This window comes from Pseudomonas sp. GW823-FHT06E10 (assembly GCF_058794995.1).
This window is the reverse complement of record NZ_JBXAHJ010000003.1, coordinates 125,752-142,197: the sequence shown is the minus strand read 5'-3', so window position 1 is coordinate 142,197 and position 16,446 is coordinate 125,752. Positions and strand designations below refer to the sequence as shown.

17 protein-coding genes are annotated in these 16,446 nt (G+C 62.2%); 5 read left to right on the top strand and 12 right to left on the bottom strand.

All coding sequences use genetic code 11. The features are described from left to right. Window positions 1–62 precede the first annotated feature (62 nt). Window positions 63–1,283, top strand: coding sequence for a helix-turn-helix domain-containing protein (locus AC1Q6Y_RS06255; protein ID WP_492624198.1), 1,221 nt, complete (start codon window positions 63–65; stop codon window positions 1,281–1,283). 35 nt (window positions 1,284–1,318) lie between these two features. Then, window positions 1,319–1,951, top strand: coding sequence for a Vgb family protein (locus AC1Q6Y_RS06250; protein ID WP_407516468.1), 633 nt, complete (start codon window positions 1,319–1,321; stop codon window positions 1,949–1,951). Between the two features lie 253 nt (window positions 1,952–2,204). On the opposite strand, the gene AC1Q6Y_RS06245 is transcribed toward AC1Q6Y_RS06250, so the two are convergent. The 5 genes from AC1Q6Y_RS06245 to AC1Q6Y_RS06225 form a co-directional block, all read right to left on the bottom strand. Beyond that, on the bottom strand, window positions 2,205–2,606 hold the full coding sequence (locus AC1Q6Y_RS06245; RefSeq protein ID WP_492624197.1) for a GFA family protein: 402 nt from the start codon (window positions 2,604–2,606) through the stop codon (window positions 2,205–2,207). A 388-nt stretch (window positions 2,607–2,994) separates the two neighbouring features. Beyond that, window positions 2,995–3,855 (bottom strand): CAP domain-containing protein, encoded by an 861-nt coding sequence (locus AC1Q6Y_RS06240; RefSeq protein ID WP_223502979.1) that lies wholly within the window; start codon window positions 3,853–3,855, stop codon window positions 2,995–2,997. Between the two features lie 175 nt (window positions 3,856–4,030). Beyond that, window positions 4,031–4,696, bottom strand: a complete 666-nt coding sequence (locus AC1Q6Y_RS06235; protein WP_429521484.1) for a helix-turn-helix transcriptional regulator — start codon at window positions 4,694–4,696, stop codon at window positions 4,031–4,033. Window positions 4,697–4,715: 19 nt separating this feature from the next. Next, a complete protein-coding gene (locus AC1Q6Y_RS06230) occupies window positions 4,716–5,345 on the bottom strand; it encodes a hypothetical protein (protein ID WP_492624196.1) in 630 nt (209 codons plus the stop codon). 133 nt (window positions 5,346–5,478) lie between these two features. Beyond that, complete coding sequence (locus tag AC1Q6Y_RS06225) at window positions 5,479–6,267, bottom strand: alpha/beta hydrolase (RefSeq protein WP_492624195.1); 789 nt, start codon at window positions 6,265–6,267, stop codon at window positions 5,479–5,481. Window positions 6,268–6,396: 129 nt separating this feature from the next. Here AC1Q6Y_RS06225 and AC1Q6Y_RS06220 point away from each other — a divergent pair, with 129 nt between their 5' ends. Both AC1Q6Y_RS06220 and AC1Q6Y_RS06215 read left to right on the top strand, forming a co-directional pair. Continuing rightward, window positions 6,397–7,341, top strand: a complete 945-nt coding sequence (locus tag AC1Q6Y_RS06220) for an aldo/keto reductase (RefSeq protein ID WP_492624194.1) — start codon at window positions 6,397–6,399, stop codon at window positions 7,339–7,341. Window positions 7,342–7,464: 123 nt separating this feature from the next. After that, window positions 7,465–8,118: a peroxiredoxin gene (locus tag AC1Q6Y_RS06215; RefSeq protein WP_056727305.1), complete on the top strand. Its 654-nt coding sequence runs from the start codon at window positions 7,465–7,467 to the stop codon at window positions 8,116–8,118. Window positions 8,119–8,263: 145 nt separating this feature from the next. Here the strand turns inward: AC1Q6Y_RS06215 and yghX are convergent, their stop codons facing one another. From yghX to AC1Q6Y_RS06185, 6 genes are all read right to left on the bottom strand, one after another. After that, on the bottom strand, window positions 8,264–9,151 hold the full coding sequence (gene yghX, locus AC1Q6Y_RS06210; RefSeq protein WP_492624193.1) for a YghX family hydrolase: 888 nt from the start codon (window positions 9,149–9,151) through the stop codon (window positions 8,264–8,266). Window positions 9,152–9,301: 150 nt separating this feature from the next. After that, window positions 9,302–9,703, bottom strand: a complete 402-nt coding sequence (locus AC1Q6Y_RS06205; protein WP_090456193.1) for a heme-binding protein — start codon at window positions 9,701–9,703, stop codon at window positions 9,302–9,304. A gap of 19 nt (window positions 9,704–9,722) precedes the next feature. Beyond that, on the bottom strand, window positions 9,723–10,940 hold the full coding sequence (gene glcF / locus AC1Q6Y_RS06200) for a glycolate oxidase subunit GlcF (RefSeq protein ID WP_492624192.1): 1,218 nt from the start codon (window positions 10,938–10,940) through the stop codon (window positions 9,723–9,725). A gap of 3 nt (window positions 10,941–10,943) precedes the next feature. Beyond that, a complete protein-coding gene (gene glcE, locus AC1Q6Y_RS06195) occupies window positions 10,944–12,008 on the bottom strand; it encodes a glycolate oxidase subunit GlcE (RefSeq protein WP_492624191.1) in 1,065 nt (354 codons plus the stop codon). After that, entirely contained in the window at window positions 12,008–13,507 is a 1,500-nt protein-coding gene (gene glcD / locus AC1Q6Y_RS06190; RefSeq protein ID WP_090456187.1) for a glycolate oxidase subunit GlcD, read from the bottom strand. The genes glcE and glcD overlap by 1 nt, the downstream gene beginning before the upstream one ends. A gap of 217 nt (window positions 13,508–13,724) precedes the next feature. After that, window positions 13,725–15,488, bottom strand: a complete 1,764-nt coding sequence (locus tag AC1Q6Y_RS06185) for an L-lactate permease (protein WP_218497691.1) — start codon at window positions 15,486–15,488, stop codon at window positions 13,725–13,727. 178 nt (window positions 15,489–15,666) lie between these two features. Here AC1Q6Y_RS06185 and AC1Q6Y_RS06180 point away from each other — a divergent pair, with 178 nt between their 5' ends. Continuing rightward, entirely contained in the window at window positions 15,667–15,903 is a 237-nt protein-coding gene (locus AC1Q6Y_RS06180; RefSeq protein ID WP_090456183.1) for a hypothetical protein, read from the top strand. A 38-nt stretch (window positions 15,904–15,941) separates the two neighbouring features. Here AC1Q6Y_RS06180 and AC1Q6Y_RS06175 read toward each other — a convergent pair whose 3' ends face one another. Continuing rightward, window positions 15,942–16,202: a hypothetical protein gene (locus tag AC1Q6Y_RS06175; RefSeq protein ID WP_090456182.1), complete on the bottom strand. Its 261-nt coding sequence runs from the start codon at window positions 16,200–16,202 to the stop codon at window positions 15,942–15,944. Window positions 16,203–16,446: the final 244 nt, after the last annotated feature.

Genomic DNA, 16,446 nt, shown 5'->3' with positions numbered 1-16,446 from the left:
GTCGTGATTTAGACTAAACCCGGGTATCGAATGATGGGAGTGACAAGCGTGGCGGGATTACGATGGACTCGATGATCACGGCAGCTGCACAGGCGCTGGCGGCGGGCAATCCGCTGGGCGCACTGGACCGCGTGGCCTTGCGCGACGATGCTCCGGCCTTGGCCCTGCGCGGTATCGCCATGGCGCAACTGGGCGATCTGGTGCGGGCCAGGGCGCTGGTCAAGCGGGCGCAACGGGCCTTTGCGCCCAAGGAAGTGCTGGCCCGGGCGCGCTGTGTGGTGGCCGAGGCGGAAATCGCCCTGGCTTCGCGGGAGCTCGGGTGGCCGGTCAAGGCGCTCGAAGCGGCGCGGGTCACCCTTGAACACCACGGTGACCGGGTCAATGCTGCCCATGCGCGTTATCTGCAAATCCGTCGTTTGCTGTTGATCGGCCAGCTCGACGAGGCGCAGCAGTTATTGGCCGGACTCGACCCCGGCCCATTGCCACCGGCCTTGCGGGCAACCCATGAACTGGTGCTGGCGGGGATCGCTATTCGGCGCCTGCAATCGCACGCGGCGCGGGAAGCGTTGAACAGGGCCGGGCAGGCTGCCGGTCAAGCCGGGATTGCCGCCCTGATGGCTGAGGTCCAACACGCTGTGTATCTGCTCGATGCCCCCGCGGCACGCCTGATTGCCCAGGGTGAAGTACGGCCGCTGTTGCTCGAAGATGTTGAAGCGTTGTTCTGTTCAACGTCACTGGTGGTGGATGCCTGCCGGTACGTTGTGCGCGGTTGTGGCATGTCGGTGTCGCTCGCGACGCGGCCGATCCTGTTCGTGCTCGCCCGTGTGTTGGCCGAGGCGTGGCCTGCCGACGTTGCGCGGGAAGTGCTGATCGCCCGGGCATTCCGTCTGAAGCTCTCGGATGAATCCCATCGCGCCCGGCTTCGCGTGGAAATCGGCAGGCTGCGTAAAGCACTCAAGCCGTTGGCCGGCGTTATCGCGACAGCGCGCGGTTATGCCCTGCAATCGCCGGTGTGTACGCAGGTGGTGACGCTGGCGCAACCGGTCGAGGAAAAATTTGCCGCGGTGTTTGCCTGCCTCGCCGATGGCGAGTCGTGGTCCAGTTCCGCCCTGGCACTGGCGCTGGGTACCAGCCAGCGCACGGTGCAACGGGCGCTCGATGCGCTGGCGGAGCAGGGCAAGGTGCAGTGGTTTGGCCGTGGTCGCGCGCGGCGCTGGATGACGCCGCCCGTGCCGGGATTCGCGACGACCTTGTTACTCCCGGCGCCGCTGCCCGGTGGTTAGGATGAACGGCACCAAACCCCATCGAGGAATGCCAGATGAAACACGCAACTGCTGAAATCATTCGTGAATATGGCCCGTTTGCCGATGTCGACCACGTGTGCGGCGTCACCTGGGATGGCGAAAAGGTCTGGTTCGCATGCAACAGCAAAATCAACGCCCTGGACCCGGAAAGCGGCAAGTTGCTGAGCTCGATCGATGTCGCTGCCCATGCCGGCACCGCGTTTGACGGGGAGCACCTGTTCCAGATCGCCGAAGACCGCATCCACAAGATCGACCCCCGCACCGGTCGCATCCTCTCGACGATTCCTGCTCCCGGTGCAGGCGCCGATTCGGGGCTGACCTGGGCCGAAGGGACGTTGTGGGTGGGCCAGTACCGCGAACGCAAGATTCACCAGATCGACCCCGAGAACGGCAAGATCCTGCGCACCATCGAATCCAACCGTTTCGTCACCGGCGTGACCTGGGTGGACGGCGCGCTGTGGCACGGTACGTGGGAAGGCGATGAAAGCGAATTGCGCCGGATCGATCCGCAATCGGGCGAAGTGCTGCAGAGCCTGAAAATGCCCGAAGGCGTGGGCGTGTCGGGGCTGGAGTCCGATGGTGGCGAGCGGTTGTTCTGCGGTGGCGGCGATAGCGGCAAGGTGAGGGTGGTGCGCCGGCCTGCATGAGTGTGGCCGGGTTACCAAGTGCAACCTGTGTGGGAGCGAGCTTGCTCGCGATTGCAGAGTGTCAGGCAACATCGATGTTGACTGATTTGACGCCATCGCGAGCAAGCTCGCTCCCACAGGGTTAGTGGATGTACGCAAAATCTGCGAGCAACCGAAATCACTGTGGGAGCGAGCTTGCTCGCGATAGCGGTGGGTCAGTCGATATCAATGTTGAATGTGCTGACCTCATCGCGAGCAAGCTCGCTCCAGTCACTCAGTCCGTTCGTGGATGCTGATCGTTGATGTCGTACCAATCCGCTTTCGAGCTGACAAAAACATGTTTTTGCTTGTTTGGTCGGAACGGCGTATCCAGCGTACCGAGGGCAATCGAAATCCACTCGGAAAACGCTCCTGTCGAGTCAGACCAGAACAGTGAAGATCCGCAGTGAGAACAGAACTGCCGTGTGACACCCCTGGACGATTCATAGGCCTGCAGCGAATCTGCGCCGGTCATGATGCCAAGCGCGGAGGCGGGTGCGCTGGCATAGGTTGCAAATGCAGCCCCATGGCCCTTTCGGCATTGGCTGCAATGGCAATGGGTGACGGCTTTCAGCTTGGTCGACAAGCGATATTTGACGGCGCCGCAGAGGCAACTGCCGTGGTGAAACTCATCCATGTAAAGTCATCCGTGGATCGATAGTATTTTTCCGTCCTGCCATGTTTTCTGCTGGTCGAAATCGGTCTAAAAGCCCGGTTGGCAAATGTGTCTGTTTTGCTATCCTCAAAACTGTAGGTGAAGACGCAGACTGATGCGCAAAAGGATAGCAAGGAGACGTGGGGCGCGTTCCGAAGGGTACACGGTTAGAAAGATCCCCGCGCTGGGATCCAGCCCTTATGCCGTGTGAAGCAGAAGAGTTCCATTACAGTTTCACGACTCTTTTGTGGGAGGCCTGATAAACCTTGTAAGCCGGAGACCAGCACCGGCCACCTACTTGTTACATTCACCCACAAAGCCCGCTCAGTGCGGGCTTTTCAATGCCCGCAAGGTGGGTCCGGTCAGCGGCTCAAGGCGCGCCAAACAGCATCGTCCAGTAAACACCGTTGTCGCTGCGCGCGTTGGCGGCGTAAGCGGCACCAACCTGGGTGAACATCGGGTTCATCAGGTTGGCGCAGTGCCCTGGGCTGGCGAGCCAGCCGGCCATGGCCTTGCTGGGTGAACCTTGCCCGGCGGCGATGTTTTCACCGATCTGCCGGCCACGGTAGCCAGCGGCCCTGGCGCGGTCGGAGGGCATGTCACCGTCGGCGTCCTGGTGGGCGAAATAGTTGCCGTAGGCCATATCCTTGCTGTGGCTTTGTGCTGCGGAGCCCAAGGCTGCACTCCAGGACAGCGGCCGTGCGGCGGCGAAACGCTGGCGACCACACAGTCGCGGTTTGGCCCGGGCTGCGTTTACCTGCGCCAGCAACGCCTGAGCGGCGCTGCGTGGATCGCCGGTTTTCCCGTCGAGCACCGGCCGTGCCAGCACCACTTGCCACTCACTTCCGGCGCGGCTGACGCCGATGTCGGCGTATTGATTGTCGAGCAGTGCCGCGCAATGCTCGTCCTGGAACATATCGAAGGCTTCTTCGGCATCCCGTGCACCCACCACGCGGATGGACCGCACCATGGTGGCCTGATAGCCGGAAGCCTTTAACCGGTCCCGCAACCCACCGCCATAGCCAACGGGCAGGGCCAGGTTCGACTTGAGCGTCAGGGGTGATAAGCGTTGCGTCGGCCGCCGGTCGCAGCGTTGCGGATGGGCGCGATAGTCATTGATGGCGTCTACCAGTTGCCGTTGCCCATCGGCGTGGGCGGGGCTTGCAAAAACGGGGAGCAGGGAAAACAGGCACAGCGAAGATAAGCGCAAGGCAACGGCGGTTTGGCGCATGGACGGACAACTCTGATGAGATGACAACGAAGAAAGTGGGGAAAAACGCTGGGCTATGACTGGTGCCTTGAAACAAGGTTCACGGCGGGCACCTGTCTATTTGCGGGCGAAGCCATGAGTCCGACGAAGGGTGTCAGGTCGTCGGAAACCGGCAGCAACGGTTGTCACGCCAGCGCTAGGCTGGCTGATCGGTATTGCCTGAAGCAGGCTCTGTCGCGACGTCCGGGGTTTCGCTCGGACGCAGCCTGAAGCGACAGACATGCCCGCCGCGCACCATGCACTCGCTGTGCTCGACTTCACCGCCGCCCAACGCGCCAATCAAGGCCAGGTCCAGTTCGCAGACCACCGGGTGGGCAGCGGCCAAGCGATGGAACACGCAGTTATGCGCGACGATTTCCGGGGTGCCGCCTGAGCGAAAAAACACCTCGGCTTCGTAGCCCGCCTGATTCATGTGCTGCACGATCCTGGCTTCATCCACGACCTGCTGTTCACGGTCCGAAGCCAGTTTGCGGCCCATGCTGCGCATCAGCGAGGCCAGGGCTTCAGGGCCGATGATGGCAGCGACTTCATCAATCAATACGCTGGCCAGTAGCTGATAATGGCGAGGGAACTGCTCCCGCGCGTGGTCGGTGAGCTGATACAGCTGCTCGGGGCGGCGGCCCGTCGGCCGGGTGTCGCCGCGCAGCACCAGAGCGTCACGCTCCAGCGCCGCCAGGTGTTGGCGGATCGCCGTGCGCGTGACTGCCAGGTGCTCAGCCAACTCGTCAATGCTCATGCCGCCCCCATGGTGCAGCAGTGCGTTGAGCAGGTCCTGCTGTGTTCGGCCCAGTCCTTCCAGCATGGTGTGCCCTCGCGCGATATCAGAACTTGTCCGGGAATTGCTTGACCAGCGCGCCGGTCAAGGCGTCGGCCAGGGCCAGGATGTGCGTGCGCATCATCGCCCAGGTGCGGGCTTCGCCGGTGTAATCGTGTGCCGAGAATTCATCGATCTGGGCGACGTGGTGACCGCCATGGGCCGACAACATGTTGACCAGCGTGGCTTCAGGCAGATTGGGGTTGGCGGTGGCCAGGAAAGCCGCAATCGCCTTGGCATTGCCGGTCAACTCGGTGACGGCAGCCTGCTTGCCTTTTGCGTCTTTCGCGACGGTGGCATCGCTGTAGTGTTTCACCGCGCCCCAATGACCGGCAAGCAGCTTGAGCAACTGATCGGCTGCCGGTTGGCCGTAGAGCGAGGCGATGCTGTTGGCGATTTTGGTGGCGTTGTCGACCACCTGGTCCGCCGCCACTTTGGCTTGCTTCTGGTCGGCGGATTGATTGGCCAGCGCGTAGTTTCTGATCCAGAAAATGTGTTCGACCCAAAGGTCGCGAAGGGCCAGGCGCGTGGTCAGCGCGGGGCTGTCGGCAGCGGCAGGTGAGGCGGCAGGCGTCTGGCTCCAGACCGGTTGCGCACAGAAAGCCAGCAGGAGCAAAGCCAGGATCTTGATATTCATGACGGCACCCTCTGAGAGTGGGAATGTTCGACAATATCAATATAGGCATAAAAATATGTTTTTATTGGGCGTGGATGAACTCTCGGATTAACGGTCGTATTTCGTCATGGGTAAGGCACGTTGCACTCAGGTTTTACAACCCTTCACGCAGACGTTTGAGGTAGTCGGGGCTGTCACTGATCGAGTTATGGCCCGTCCCCGCAATGACCTGCAATGACGCCACACCACGGGTGAAGTGACTCAACAGGCGCTCGGTGCTTGAGCGCGCAATCACCTCGTCATGCTCGGCCGCGATCAACAATGTCGGCACGGTGATGCGGGCGGCGTACCGCCAGGACTGAAACTTGTCCTTCAACAACCAGCGCACCGGAAACCAGCGGAACTGACGGGCGGCGAGCCCTTCGAGGCTGTTGTAGGGCGTGATCAGCACCAGTCGCGCCGCCGGACGCTCGCTGGCCAGGCGCACGGCCACCCCGGAACCCAGGCTGCGTCCGACCACTGCCACATGCGGATGGCTGGCATGTACCTGGTCGAACAACGTGATGGCATCGCGGGCAATGGCCTCTTCGGAAGGCGAGCCGGAACTCCCGCCATAACCACGGTAATGCAGCAGATACAGGGCGTAGTCAGGGAACGCTTGGGAGAACCCGGGCAGGTTGCGCGAGACGTCTTCGGCATTGCCGCCAAAATAAATCAGCGCGTTGGGTCCCTTGTGCGGTCGGATGGACACCAGCACCTGTGCGTCGGCAGTCGACAGGGTGAGCAGCGTCGCGTCTGTACCGACGGCGCGCGGTTGCGGGTAGTAAATCAGCGCTCGCTGGAAAACGAACAGCGCCACGCACAGCGCCAGGTACAACGCAGCGACGATGACGACGAGTAACAACAGGGTGCGCGACATTCGACTAACGTTAGTGGGCGGCATTGACTGCTCGGGGTTTGAAAATGGCTGGCGCCACAAGGCTTTCTGAGTGTAGTCAATCGACCCTTGGCGCGGGTTATCCGTATTGTCGGCGCAACAGGCCGGACCCTGGCGACTGGTGAGAAGCGTTTTATGAGCCATCCTGTGGGGTACACCCGTCGAGCAATACTCACGCTGGCTGCCGGTGCTTCGGCGGTCTTCACGTTCGGTCAGGCGGGGGCACAACCCGTGCTGTCGACGGGAACAGGAGGCAAGACCATGCAGACCCGCGCCATTCCTTCCAGCAACGAGTCCTTGCCGATCGTAGGGTTGGGCACTTACCGAGGCTTCGATGTCGAGCCTTCGCAACCGGCCTACAAGGACTTGCCCGCAGTGCTGGATGCCTTGTTTGACAAGGGGGGCAAGCTGATCGACAGCTCGCCTATGTACGGTCGCGCCGAACAGACCGTCGGCGAACTGCTGTCGATCCATGAGCCGCGCTCGCCGGCCTTTCTGGCCACCAAGGTGTGGACCCGGGGCCGCGAAGAAGGCATCGCGCAGATGGAACAATCCTTCGCCCTGCTGCAGACCGACCGGATCGACCTGATGCAGATCCACAACCTGCTGGACTGGCAGACGCACCTGCCGACCCTGCGCCACTGGAAGGAAGCAGGGCGCATCCGCTACATCGGCATCACCCATTACACGGCGTCGGCTTATGAAGAAGTGGAAGCGGTACTCAAGGCCGAACCAGTGGATTTCTTGCAGATCAACTACGCCCTGGATGATCGCGGCGTCGAGAAACGCCTGTTGCCGTTGTGCCGCGAGCGGGGAGTGGCGGTGATCTGCAACCGACCGTTTGGCGGTGGCGGCTTGCTGGCCAAACTCAAGGATAAGCCGCTGCCAGGCTGGGCGGCGCAAGTCGGGGTCAAGAGTTGGCCGCAACTGGCACTGAAGTACCTGCTGTCACATTCGGCGGTGACCTGCGTGATTCCCGGCACCGGCAACCCGCGCTACATGGCGGAAAATGTCCGGGCCGGTTTCGGCCCGATGCTCACCGATGCCCAGCGTCAGCAACTGATTGCGCTGGTGGGCTAGCGACGTGTTCAACCCGTTGCAGCGAGTCGCCGAACCTCTCCTATACTGAGTCGCGTCCATGCCGTTGAAAGCGCATTCGCTGCCCTGACGGCGTCCCTGTCCATCACTGCAAGGAGATCGAACATGGCTATCCGCATTGGCGACGAAGCACCGGATTTCACCGCCGACACCACCGAAGGCACCCTCAACTTTCACCAATGGATCGGCGATGGCTGGGCCATCCTGTTTTCCCATCCCAAGGATTTCACCCCGGTGTGCACCACCGAACTGGGTTACCTGGCCAAACTCAAACCGGAATTCGACAAGCGCAACACCAAGGTCCTGGGCCTCAGCGTCGACCCGGTCAGTGACCACAACCGTTGGGTCGGTGACATCGCCGAGACCCAGGGCACGGCGGTGAACTACCCGCTGATCGGCGACGAAAACCTGGTGGTGGCCAAGCTCTACGACATGATCCACCCCAATGCCAGCGGCGGCGCGCGCACGGCAGTGGACAACGCCACGGTGCGTTCGGTGTTCATCGTCGGCCCGGACAAGAAGGTCAAGGCCATGCTGATCTACCCAATGAGCGCCGGGCGCAATTTCGATGAAGTGCTGCGTCTGCTTGATTCCCTGCAACTCAATGCCAAACACACCGTCGCCACCCCAGTGAACTGGCGGCCGGGTGAAGACGTAATCATCCCGACCTCGGTGTCCGACGAAGACGCGAAGAAGAAATACCCGGATGGCTTCAAGACCCTGAAGCCGTATCTGCGGACTGTGGCTCAGCCGAAGTAGTCACCAACAGTCATACCGCCATCGCGAGCAAGCTCGCTCCCACACTGGATCTCTGCTGTACACAGATTTTGTGTTCACCAACGATCCCTGTGGGAGCGAGCTTGCTCGCGATGAGGCCAGTCCTGCTGGCCGAGTATTTCCCTGGTCAAACCAGATACTTGCGAAACCACCCCAACGTCCGCTCCCACGCCAGCTTGGCCGCCGCCTCGTCGAAGCGCGGCGTCGAATCATTGTGAAAGCCATGATTGCAGCCCGGATAAATGTAGGCCTCATAGGTCTTGCCCCCGGCCTTCAACGCTTGCTCATAGGCGGGCCAGCCTTCGTTGATCCGCGTGTCCAGTTCGCCGTAGTGCAGCATCACCGGGGCCTTGATCCGGGGCACTTCCTCGGCCGTTGGCTGACGGCCATAAAACGACACGGCGGCCCCCAGTTCCGGATAGGCCACCGCGGCGGCGTTGGTCACGCCACCGCCGTAGCAGAATCCGGTGATGCCGACTTTTCCGCTGGCGGCAGGGTTTTTCATCATCCATTCGACGGCGGCGAAAAAGTCGTTCATCAGCTTTTCCGGGTCGACCTTGGCCTGAAGCTCGCGGCCCTTGTCGTCATTGCCCGGATAACCGCCGACCGAACTCAGGCCGTCCGGGGCGAGGGCGATGAAGCCGGACTTGGCCAGCCGCCGGGCCACATCTTCGATGTACGGGTTGAGCCCGCGGTTTTCGTGCACGACCACCACTGCTGGTACTTTGCCGGTGGCTTTGGCCGGACGCACCAGATAACCGCGAACCTGGCCGTGGCCCTTGGGCGACGGGTAGGTGATGTACTCGGCAATAATCTCCGGATCGGTGAAGGAGACCTGCTCGGCCAGCGCATAGTTGGGGCTTAGCGCGGCGAGCAGGGCTCCAGCGGTCAAACCGCCGAAGGTAAACAGCGCCGCACGGTCGAGAAACTCCCGGCGGTTGATCTTGCCGTGGGCGTAGTAGTCGTACAGTTCCAGCAGTTGCGGGGAAAAGTCTTTGGCAGTTAGACGGGTCATTGCTGCAACTCCTCATGACTGGTTTAACACGGACCCTGTGGGAGCGAGCTTGCTCGCGATGGCGGAATGTCATTCAACATAGATGTCGACTGGTCTGCCACTATCGCGAGCAAGCTCGCTCCCACAGGGGGAAGTGGTGATGCCAAAACCTCATTTCACGCTCTGCGCCCCGGCCTTAGCTACCTGCGCATCCTGTTCAGGCTTGACGCCCGACACCCCGACAGCGCCAATCACCTGTCCATCGAAAACAATCGGCACGCCACCCTCAAGCGAAGTCAGCAAGGGTGCCGAGAGGAAAGCGTAGCGCCCGGCGTTGACCATGTCCTCATAGCTTTTCGATTCGCGCCGCCCGAGGGCTGAGGTGCGCGCCTTTTCGGTGGCGATGTAGGCACTGCCTGGCGCGCAGCCATCGAGGCGTTCGAGGGCCAGCGGGTGGCCGCCGTCATCGACCACCACTATGGTCACGGCCCATTGATTGGCCTGTGCTTCGGCGCGGGCGGCGGTGAGTATCTGGCCGACTTCGGCCTGGCTCAGGACAGCTTTGCGGTTCATGGGCATCTCCAGGGGCTGGTTAAGGCAAGTTGGCTTCGACCAGTTCGATCCAGTGCCGCACCGGGGTTCGCCCTGCGCCGTCGAGGTGCGACTGGCAGCCGATGTTGGCCGTGACAATGACCTCGGGATGGCCGCTTTCCAGGGCGTCGAGCTTGTTGTCGCGCAGTTGTCGCGACAGTTCGGGCTGGGTCAGCGAATAGGTGCCCGCCGAACCGCAGCACAGGTGCCCGTCGGGGACGGAGGTCAGGTTGAAACCGAGTCCGGTCAGCAGCGCTTCCACGGCACCGCCGAGTTTCTGCCCGTGCTGCAAGGTGCAGGGGCAATGGAAGGCCAAGCGTTGCGAGGCGTGGATGCCGAGTTGCTCCAGCGGTTCGTCGCGCAACACTTCCACCAGATCCCTGGCCAGCGCACTGACCTTTTTCGCCTTGTCGGCATAGGCCGGGTCGCTGGCGAGCAGGTGGCCGTAATCCTTGATGAAGGCGCCGCAACCGCTGGCGGTCTGCACAATCGCCTCGGCGCCTTTTTCCAGGCTCGGCCACCACGCGTCGATGTTGCGCCGGGCACGATCGAGGCCGGCGGCCTGGGCGTTCAGGTGGTAGTCCACGGCGCCGCAGCAACCGGCTTCGCGGCTCGTGATGACACTGATCCCCAAGCGGTCCAGCACCCGCGCCGCCGCGGCATTGGTGTTGGGTGACAGACTGGGCTGCACGCAACCTTCGAGCATCAGCACCTGACGCTCGCGCAGAGTCATGGGTCGCGGCTTGGCCGGGTAGACATTGCGCGGCAACTTGCTTTGCAGGTTGCCGGGCAGCAGCGCGCGGAACACCTGACCGCTATTGACCAGGCTCTTGAACAGCTCTGGATGCGGCACAGTCTGCCGCAAACCCTCGCGCAACAGGCGTTGACCGAGGGGGCGTGGCACCGCCGCATCGACCACCGCCCGCCCGATGTCCAGCAGGTTGTGGTAGTCGACGCCCGACGGACAGGTGGTTTCGCAGTTGCGGCACGACAGGCAGCGGTCCAGGTGCTGCTGGGTCTTTTGCGTGACGTCGTTGCCTTCCAGCACCTGCTTGATCAGGTAAATGCGACCCCGTGGTCCGTCCAGTTCATCGCCGAGCAATTGATAGGTCGGGCACGTGGCATTGCAGAACCCGCAGTGCACGCAGGTGCGCAGGATGCTTTCGGCTTCTGCGGCGCGGGGCAATTGGCTGGCGCGTTCACTCAAGGTCGTCTGCATGGTTCAAAGCTCCGCGTACAGACGTCCGGGGTTGAAGATACCCCGTGGATCGAGCTGTTGTTTCAGGTTGCGGTGATAGCGCATCAGGGCCGGGGGCAGAGGCTGGAATGGAGTGTCGGTCAGGCCGTGGCTGAAGCAGGTGGCATGGCCACCGACCTCGTCGACGACCTGGCGGATGTACGCCGCTTCGGCATCGGATTTCAGCCAGCGCTGGGCGCCCCCCCAGTCGATCAACTGGCGCCCCGGCAACGACAGAAGCGGCGTGTTGTGTGGCAGTGACAGGCGCCAAAGCGGTTGGTCTTCATCGAAGAAACTCAAGCGCTGTTCGTTGAGATCGTCCCACCAGCAAGACTCCAGCCGTTCGCCTCCGAGGCGCTCATGGGCTGCCGATACCGAACCTTCACCCCCCTCAAGCCGCAGGTGCAGGCGTGAACCGTCGTGACAAGCCGCGCTGATCGGCAACGGCTGCTGGCCCCATTCCGCCAGGCGCAACAAGGCCCGTTCGGCGTCCATTTCCAGGCTGATACTGAGGCACTGCCGGGGTTTGGGCAGCACTTTGAGGGACACTTCGGTAATCAGCCCGAGGCTGCCGTAACTGCCGGCCATCAGGCGCGACAGGTCGTAGCCGGCGACGTTTTTCATCACCTCGCCACCGAAGCGCAACAGCTTGCCTTGCCCTGTGATGACCCGCGTGCCGAGCACGAAATCGCGCACCGAACCGGACCACGGGCGCCGTGGCCCGGACAGCCCGCAGGCGATCATGCCGCCGACGGTGGCGCCGTCGCCGAAGGATGGTGGCTCGCAGGGCAGCATCTGTTGCGCGGCGTCCAGTACCTGCGTCAGTTGCGACAACGGGGTGCCGCAACGGGCGGTGATCACCAGTTCAGTCGGGTCGTAACTGACGATACCCTGGTGCGAGCGGGTGTCGAGAATCTCCCCGGCCGTGGTGCGGCCGAGAAAGGCTTTGCTGTTGGAACCCTGGATGCGCAAGGGCGTGGCGTTTTCCAGCGCCTGATTGACCTGTTCCAGCAGTGACTGGCTGTCATCGAAATCTTCAGGGCCGTGCATCAGAAGCGCTCCAGTTCGGGGAAGGGCAATTGACCGCCATGTATGTGCATGGCGCCGAATTCGGCGCAGCGGTGCAGGGTCGGAATGTTCTTGCCGGGGTTGAGCAGGCCGCTGGGGTCGAAGGCGGCCTTGATGGCATGGAACAGGGTCAGCTCATCGCTGTTGAACTGCGCGCACATCTGGTTGATCTTCTCGCGGCCCACGCCGTGTTCACCGGTGATGCTGCCGCCGACCTTCACGCACAACTCCAGAATTTTGCCCCCCAGGGCTTCGGCTCGATCAAGTTCACCGGGTTGATTGGCATCGAACAGGATCAGCGGGTGCATGTTGCCGTCCCCGGCATGGAACACGTTGGCCACCCGCAGGCCGTATTCGTTCGAAAGCTCGGCGATGGCGTGCAGTACGCCGGGCAGTTCGCGACGGGGAATGGTGCCGTCCATGCAGTAGTAGTCCGGCGAGAGGCGACCCACCGCCGGGAAGGCATTCTTGCGCCCGGCCCAGAACAGCACGCGCTCGGCTTCGTCCTTGGCCTGGCGTAACTCGGTGGCGCCGGCCTGTTGCAGTACCTGGCGCACCCGGTCGCAGTCATCTGAGACATCGGCTTCAACACCATCGAGCTCGCACAGCAGAATGGCCTGGGCATCCACCGGATAACCGGCGTGGATGAAGTCCTCGGCGGCGCGGATGGCCAGGTTGTCCATCATTTCCAGGCCACCGGGGATGATGCCGGCGGCAATGATGTCGCCGACGGCGCGCCCGGCTTTTTCCACGGAATCGAACGCCGCCAGCAGCACTTTGGCGGTCTGCGGCTTGGGCAGCAGCTTGACCGTGACTTCGGTGATCACCCCGAGCAGGCCTTCGGAGCCGGTGAACAGCGCCAGCAGGTCGAAACCGGGGGCGTCGAGGGCGTTGGAGCCCAGGCTCAGGTGCTCGCCATCGACGGTGAGGATGTCGACCTTGAGCACGTTGTGTACGGTCAGGCCGTACTTCAGGCAGTGCACGCCACCGGCATTTTCCGCGACGTTGCCGCCGATGGAACAGGCGATTTGCGACGACGGATCCGGCGCGTAATACAGGCCGAAGGGTGCCGCTGCCTGGGAAATCGCCAGATTGCGTACGCCGGGCTGAACCCGTGCGGTACGGGCGGCTGGATCGATGTGCAGGATGTTGTTGAAGCGCGCCATCACCAGCAGCACACCTTTCTCCAGGGGCAACGCGCCGCCGGACAACCCGGTGCCCGCGCCACGGGCCACGACGGGGACGCGCAGTTCATGGCAGACCCGCAGCACCCCCTGGACTTCGTCGATGGATCGGGGCAGCACCACCAGCATCGGCGTGGTGCGGTAGGCCGACAGCCCGTCGCATTCGTAGGGCTTGGTTTCCTCGCGCTGATGCAGGATCTCAAGAGCTGGCATGCGGGTTTGCAGGGCGTGCAACAGCGCCTGTTTGTCGACATCGGGCAAGGCGCCGTCAACGCGTTCATCGTAGAGAATGTTCATCGGCGCTCGACACTCGTTTTGTTGATGCGTGAGGTCTGTTTTCGCGGTCCACTGTCTTAATCATTGGCCCGTCAGGCCCAGCTGTCCATGGGATCGTTGTCTGCTCGACGTACCACCACTCACTGTGGGAGCGAGCTTGCTCGCGATAGCGGCAGACCAGTCGACATCTATGTTGAATGACACTCCGCCATCGCGAGCAAGCTCGCTCCCACAGGGATCAATGTCCGCCCACCACCATATGGCTGAACGGTGCGACGTAGGCCTGCAGCGTCACCAGGCCACCGACCAGGATCGCCAGCACAATCGAGTGGAAGAACACGTAGCGCAGGATTTCCCCTTCATGGCCGTACCAGCGGGTGGCGGTGGAGGCGACCACGATCGACTGGGCGTCGACCATCTTGCCCATGACCCCGCCGGAACTGTTGGCTGCAGCCATCAACACCGGGCTGATGCCCAACTGCTCGGATGTCACCCGTTGCAGGCCGCCGAACAGCACGTTGGACGCGGTGTCCGAACCTGTCAACGCCACGCCGAGCCAGCCGAGCAGGGTGCCGAACATCGGGTAGAAAATGCCCGTCGCGGCGAAAGCCAGGCCCATGGTCGCATCCAGGCCCGAGTAGCGCGTGAGGAAGCCCAGCGCGAGCATCGCCACTATGGTGATCAGCGAATAACGCACCACCCACAAAGTGCGCAGGTACTGGTGAATCAGTTGCGGGATCGAGTACCCCATCAGCAAACCGCCGACAATCGCCGCCAGCAGAATGCCGCTGCCGGTGGCGGTGAACCATGTGAACTTGTACACCGCTTCTTCGGTTTTCGGCGCGGCCACCACGGGCGGGACTTTCTCGACCTGCAAGTGCAGGGTGGTGAAGGTCACGACCGGCGCAAACAGCGGGTTCGCCTCGCGCATCGGCTTGCCCTGAGGATCGAGCTTGGCGGCACTGGTTTGCGGGTCGATGGCGGGGCGGGTGTCGAAGGTGTTCTTGAAGCCCTGGGTGCCCCAGATGAACACGAAGACCGTGAGGATGAGCCACGGCATCCACGCCCGCATCACTGCCGGTTTTGCTTCATTGGCAAAGGTTGCAGTGGGTACAGGCTTTTCGTCGTGCTCGGCATCGATCTTCGAGTTGTCGACCCGGCCGGACAGGGCGGCGGAGGTATGCACGGTGGCCGGTTTCCACACCTTGAGGAAACCGGTCAGGCAGGCCATGGAAATCAGTGCGGCGATCACGTCCACCAGCATCGGCCCGTGATAGTTGGACACCAGGAACTGCGGCACGGCAAAACTGACCCCGGCCACCAGGATCGCCGGCCAGATTTCCACCATCTTGCGCCAGCCGGCAAAGGCCCAGATCAACCAGAACGGCACCAGCACCGAGAAGAACGGCAACTGCCGGCCGACCATCATCGACAGCTCCATTTCGTCCAGTCCGGTGACCTTGGCCAGGGTGATGATCGGTGTGCCGAGGGCGCCGAACGCCACGGGGGCGGTGTTGGCAATCAGTGCCAGCCCTGAAGCGGCGAGCGGCGAAAACCCCAGCCCGATCAGAATCGCCCCGGTCACCGCCACCGGCGTACCGAAACCGGCCGCGCCCTCGAAAAACGCTCCGAAGCAGAAGGCGATCAGCAGCAATTGCAGGCGCCGGTCATCGGTGATGCGCGCCAGGGAGTCTTGCAGCACCTTGAACGAACCGTTCTCGGTGGTCAGGCGATGCAGGAAGATGATGTTCAACACGATCCAGCCAATCGGCAGCAGGCCGTTGGCCGCACCGAACAGCGCCGCGGAACCGGCCATGCTCGCCGGCATGCCGAAGGCGAAGATCGAGATCAGCAAGGCCGAGACCAGGGCGAGCAACGCCGCCAGGTGCGCCTTGATATGAAAAAAAGCGAGGGCCGCCAGCATCACCACCACCGGCACAGCCGCCATGAGCGTTGAAAGCACCGGGTTACCGAACGGATCGTAGACTTGCTGCCAGACCATGTTCCACCTCTGCTTTTTATTGTTGGACGTGCAGATCCCCAGGGGGAGGTGGCCTTGAGTATAGGTGGCATTGCGCCGCTGTCAGGGCCGGCCTCCGGTCCTGCCAATCGGCGCATTCCGGAGGGCTGAGCTAGCATGGCCAGTAGGGTTTGAATTCAGTCAGGGGAGCAATGCAGTCATGACCGAGCGCCATATGGAGCACAAGGAAACGCTATCGAACGGATGCAACATCAAAGTCAAGGCAGAGATATTGAAGGACGGTTCGTTGGGCATGTTCATCGGTGTCTATCGGCCGGACGGCTCGGCCATCGATGAGAACCACGACCCACGGCCGCACATGCTGGACATGGAAGCGGCGATGGATTGGGGGATTGATATTGCCAAGGGGATCGGCAATAGCCAGCGAACGTTGTGAGCGGTTGCCGTCCGTGCCCGGGCGACCGGCGGTCGCTGTCAGAACCCGAACGAACGGGCCGAGCCTTTTGCCAGTTCGACATCCAGCAGATGCTCGACCAGCACGTCATTCAAAAAACGGAACTGATCATTGAGCCCGACCACTTCGTTGCTGAAGTGATGATCGGCTGCCGGGATCAGCAACGCCTCGAACTTCTCGTCGAACAGAAGAGTCAACTCTTTACGTGACTCGAATTCCTGCGCGTAGAAATTGTTGCCGAACACCGGAAAACGTACGGCGAGGGTGACAGTGTGAATCATGATGTTTGTTCCTCGCTCAGGACGTACCAGGCAAACACACTCAATGTGAACGCCGTCAGGGTCAGGCAGGTCAGCAGATGGATCAGCATGAGGTTCCCCTCCGATTCGGGGTTTCGTGTTGGCTTGGAATTGATCCTACGCTGACGGCGTTCAAGCGGAAGGCAATCGCGGCGATGGTGAATATCGACGCAAGTGATGGTGCAATTTGCGCTGTCTGCTCTGGCCCCATCGCGAGCCGGTTCGC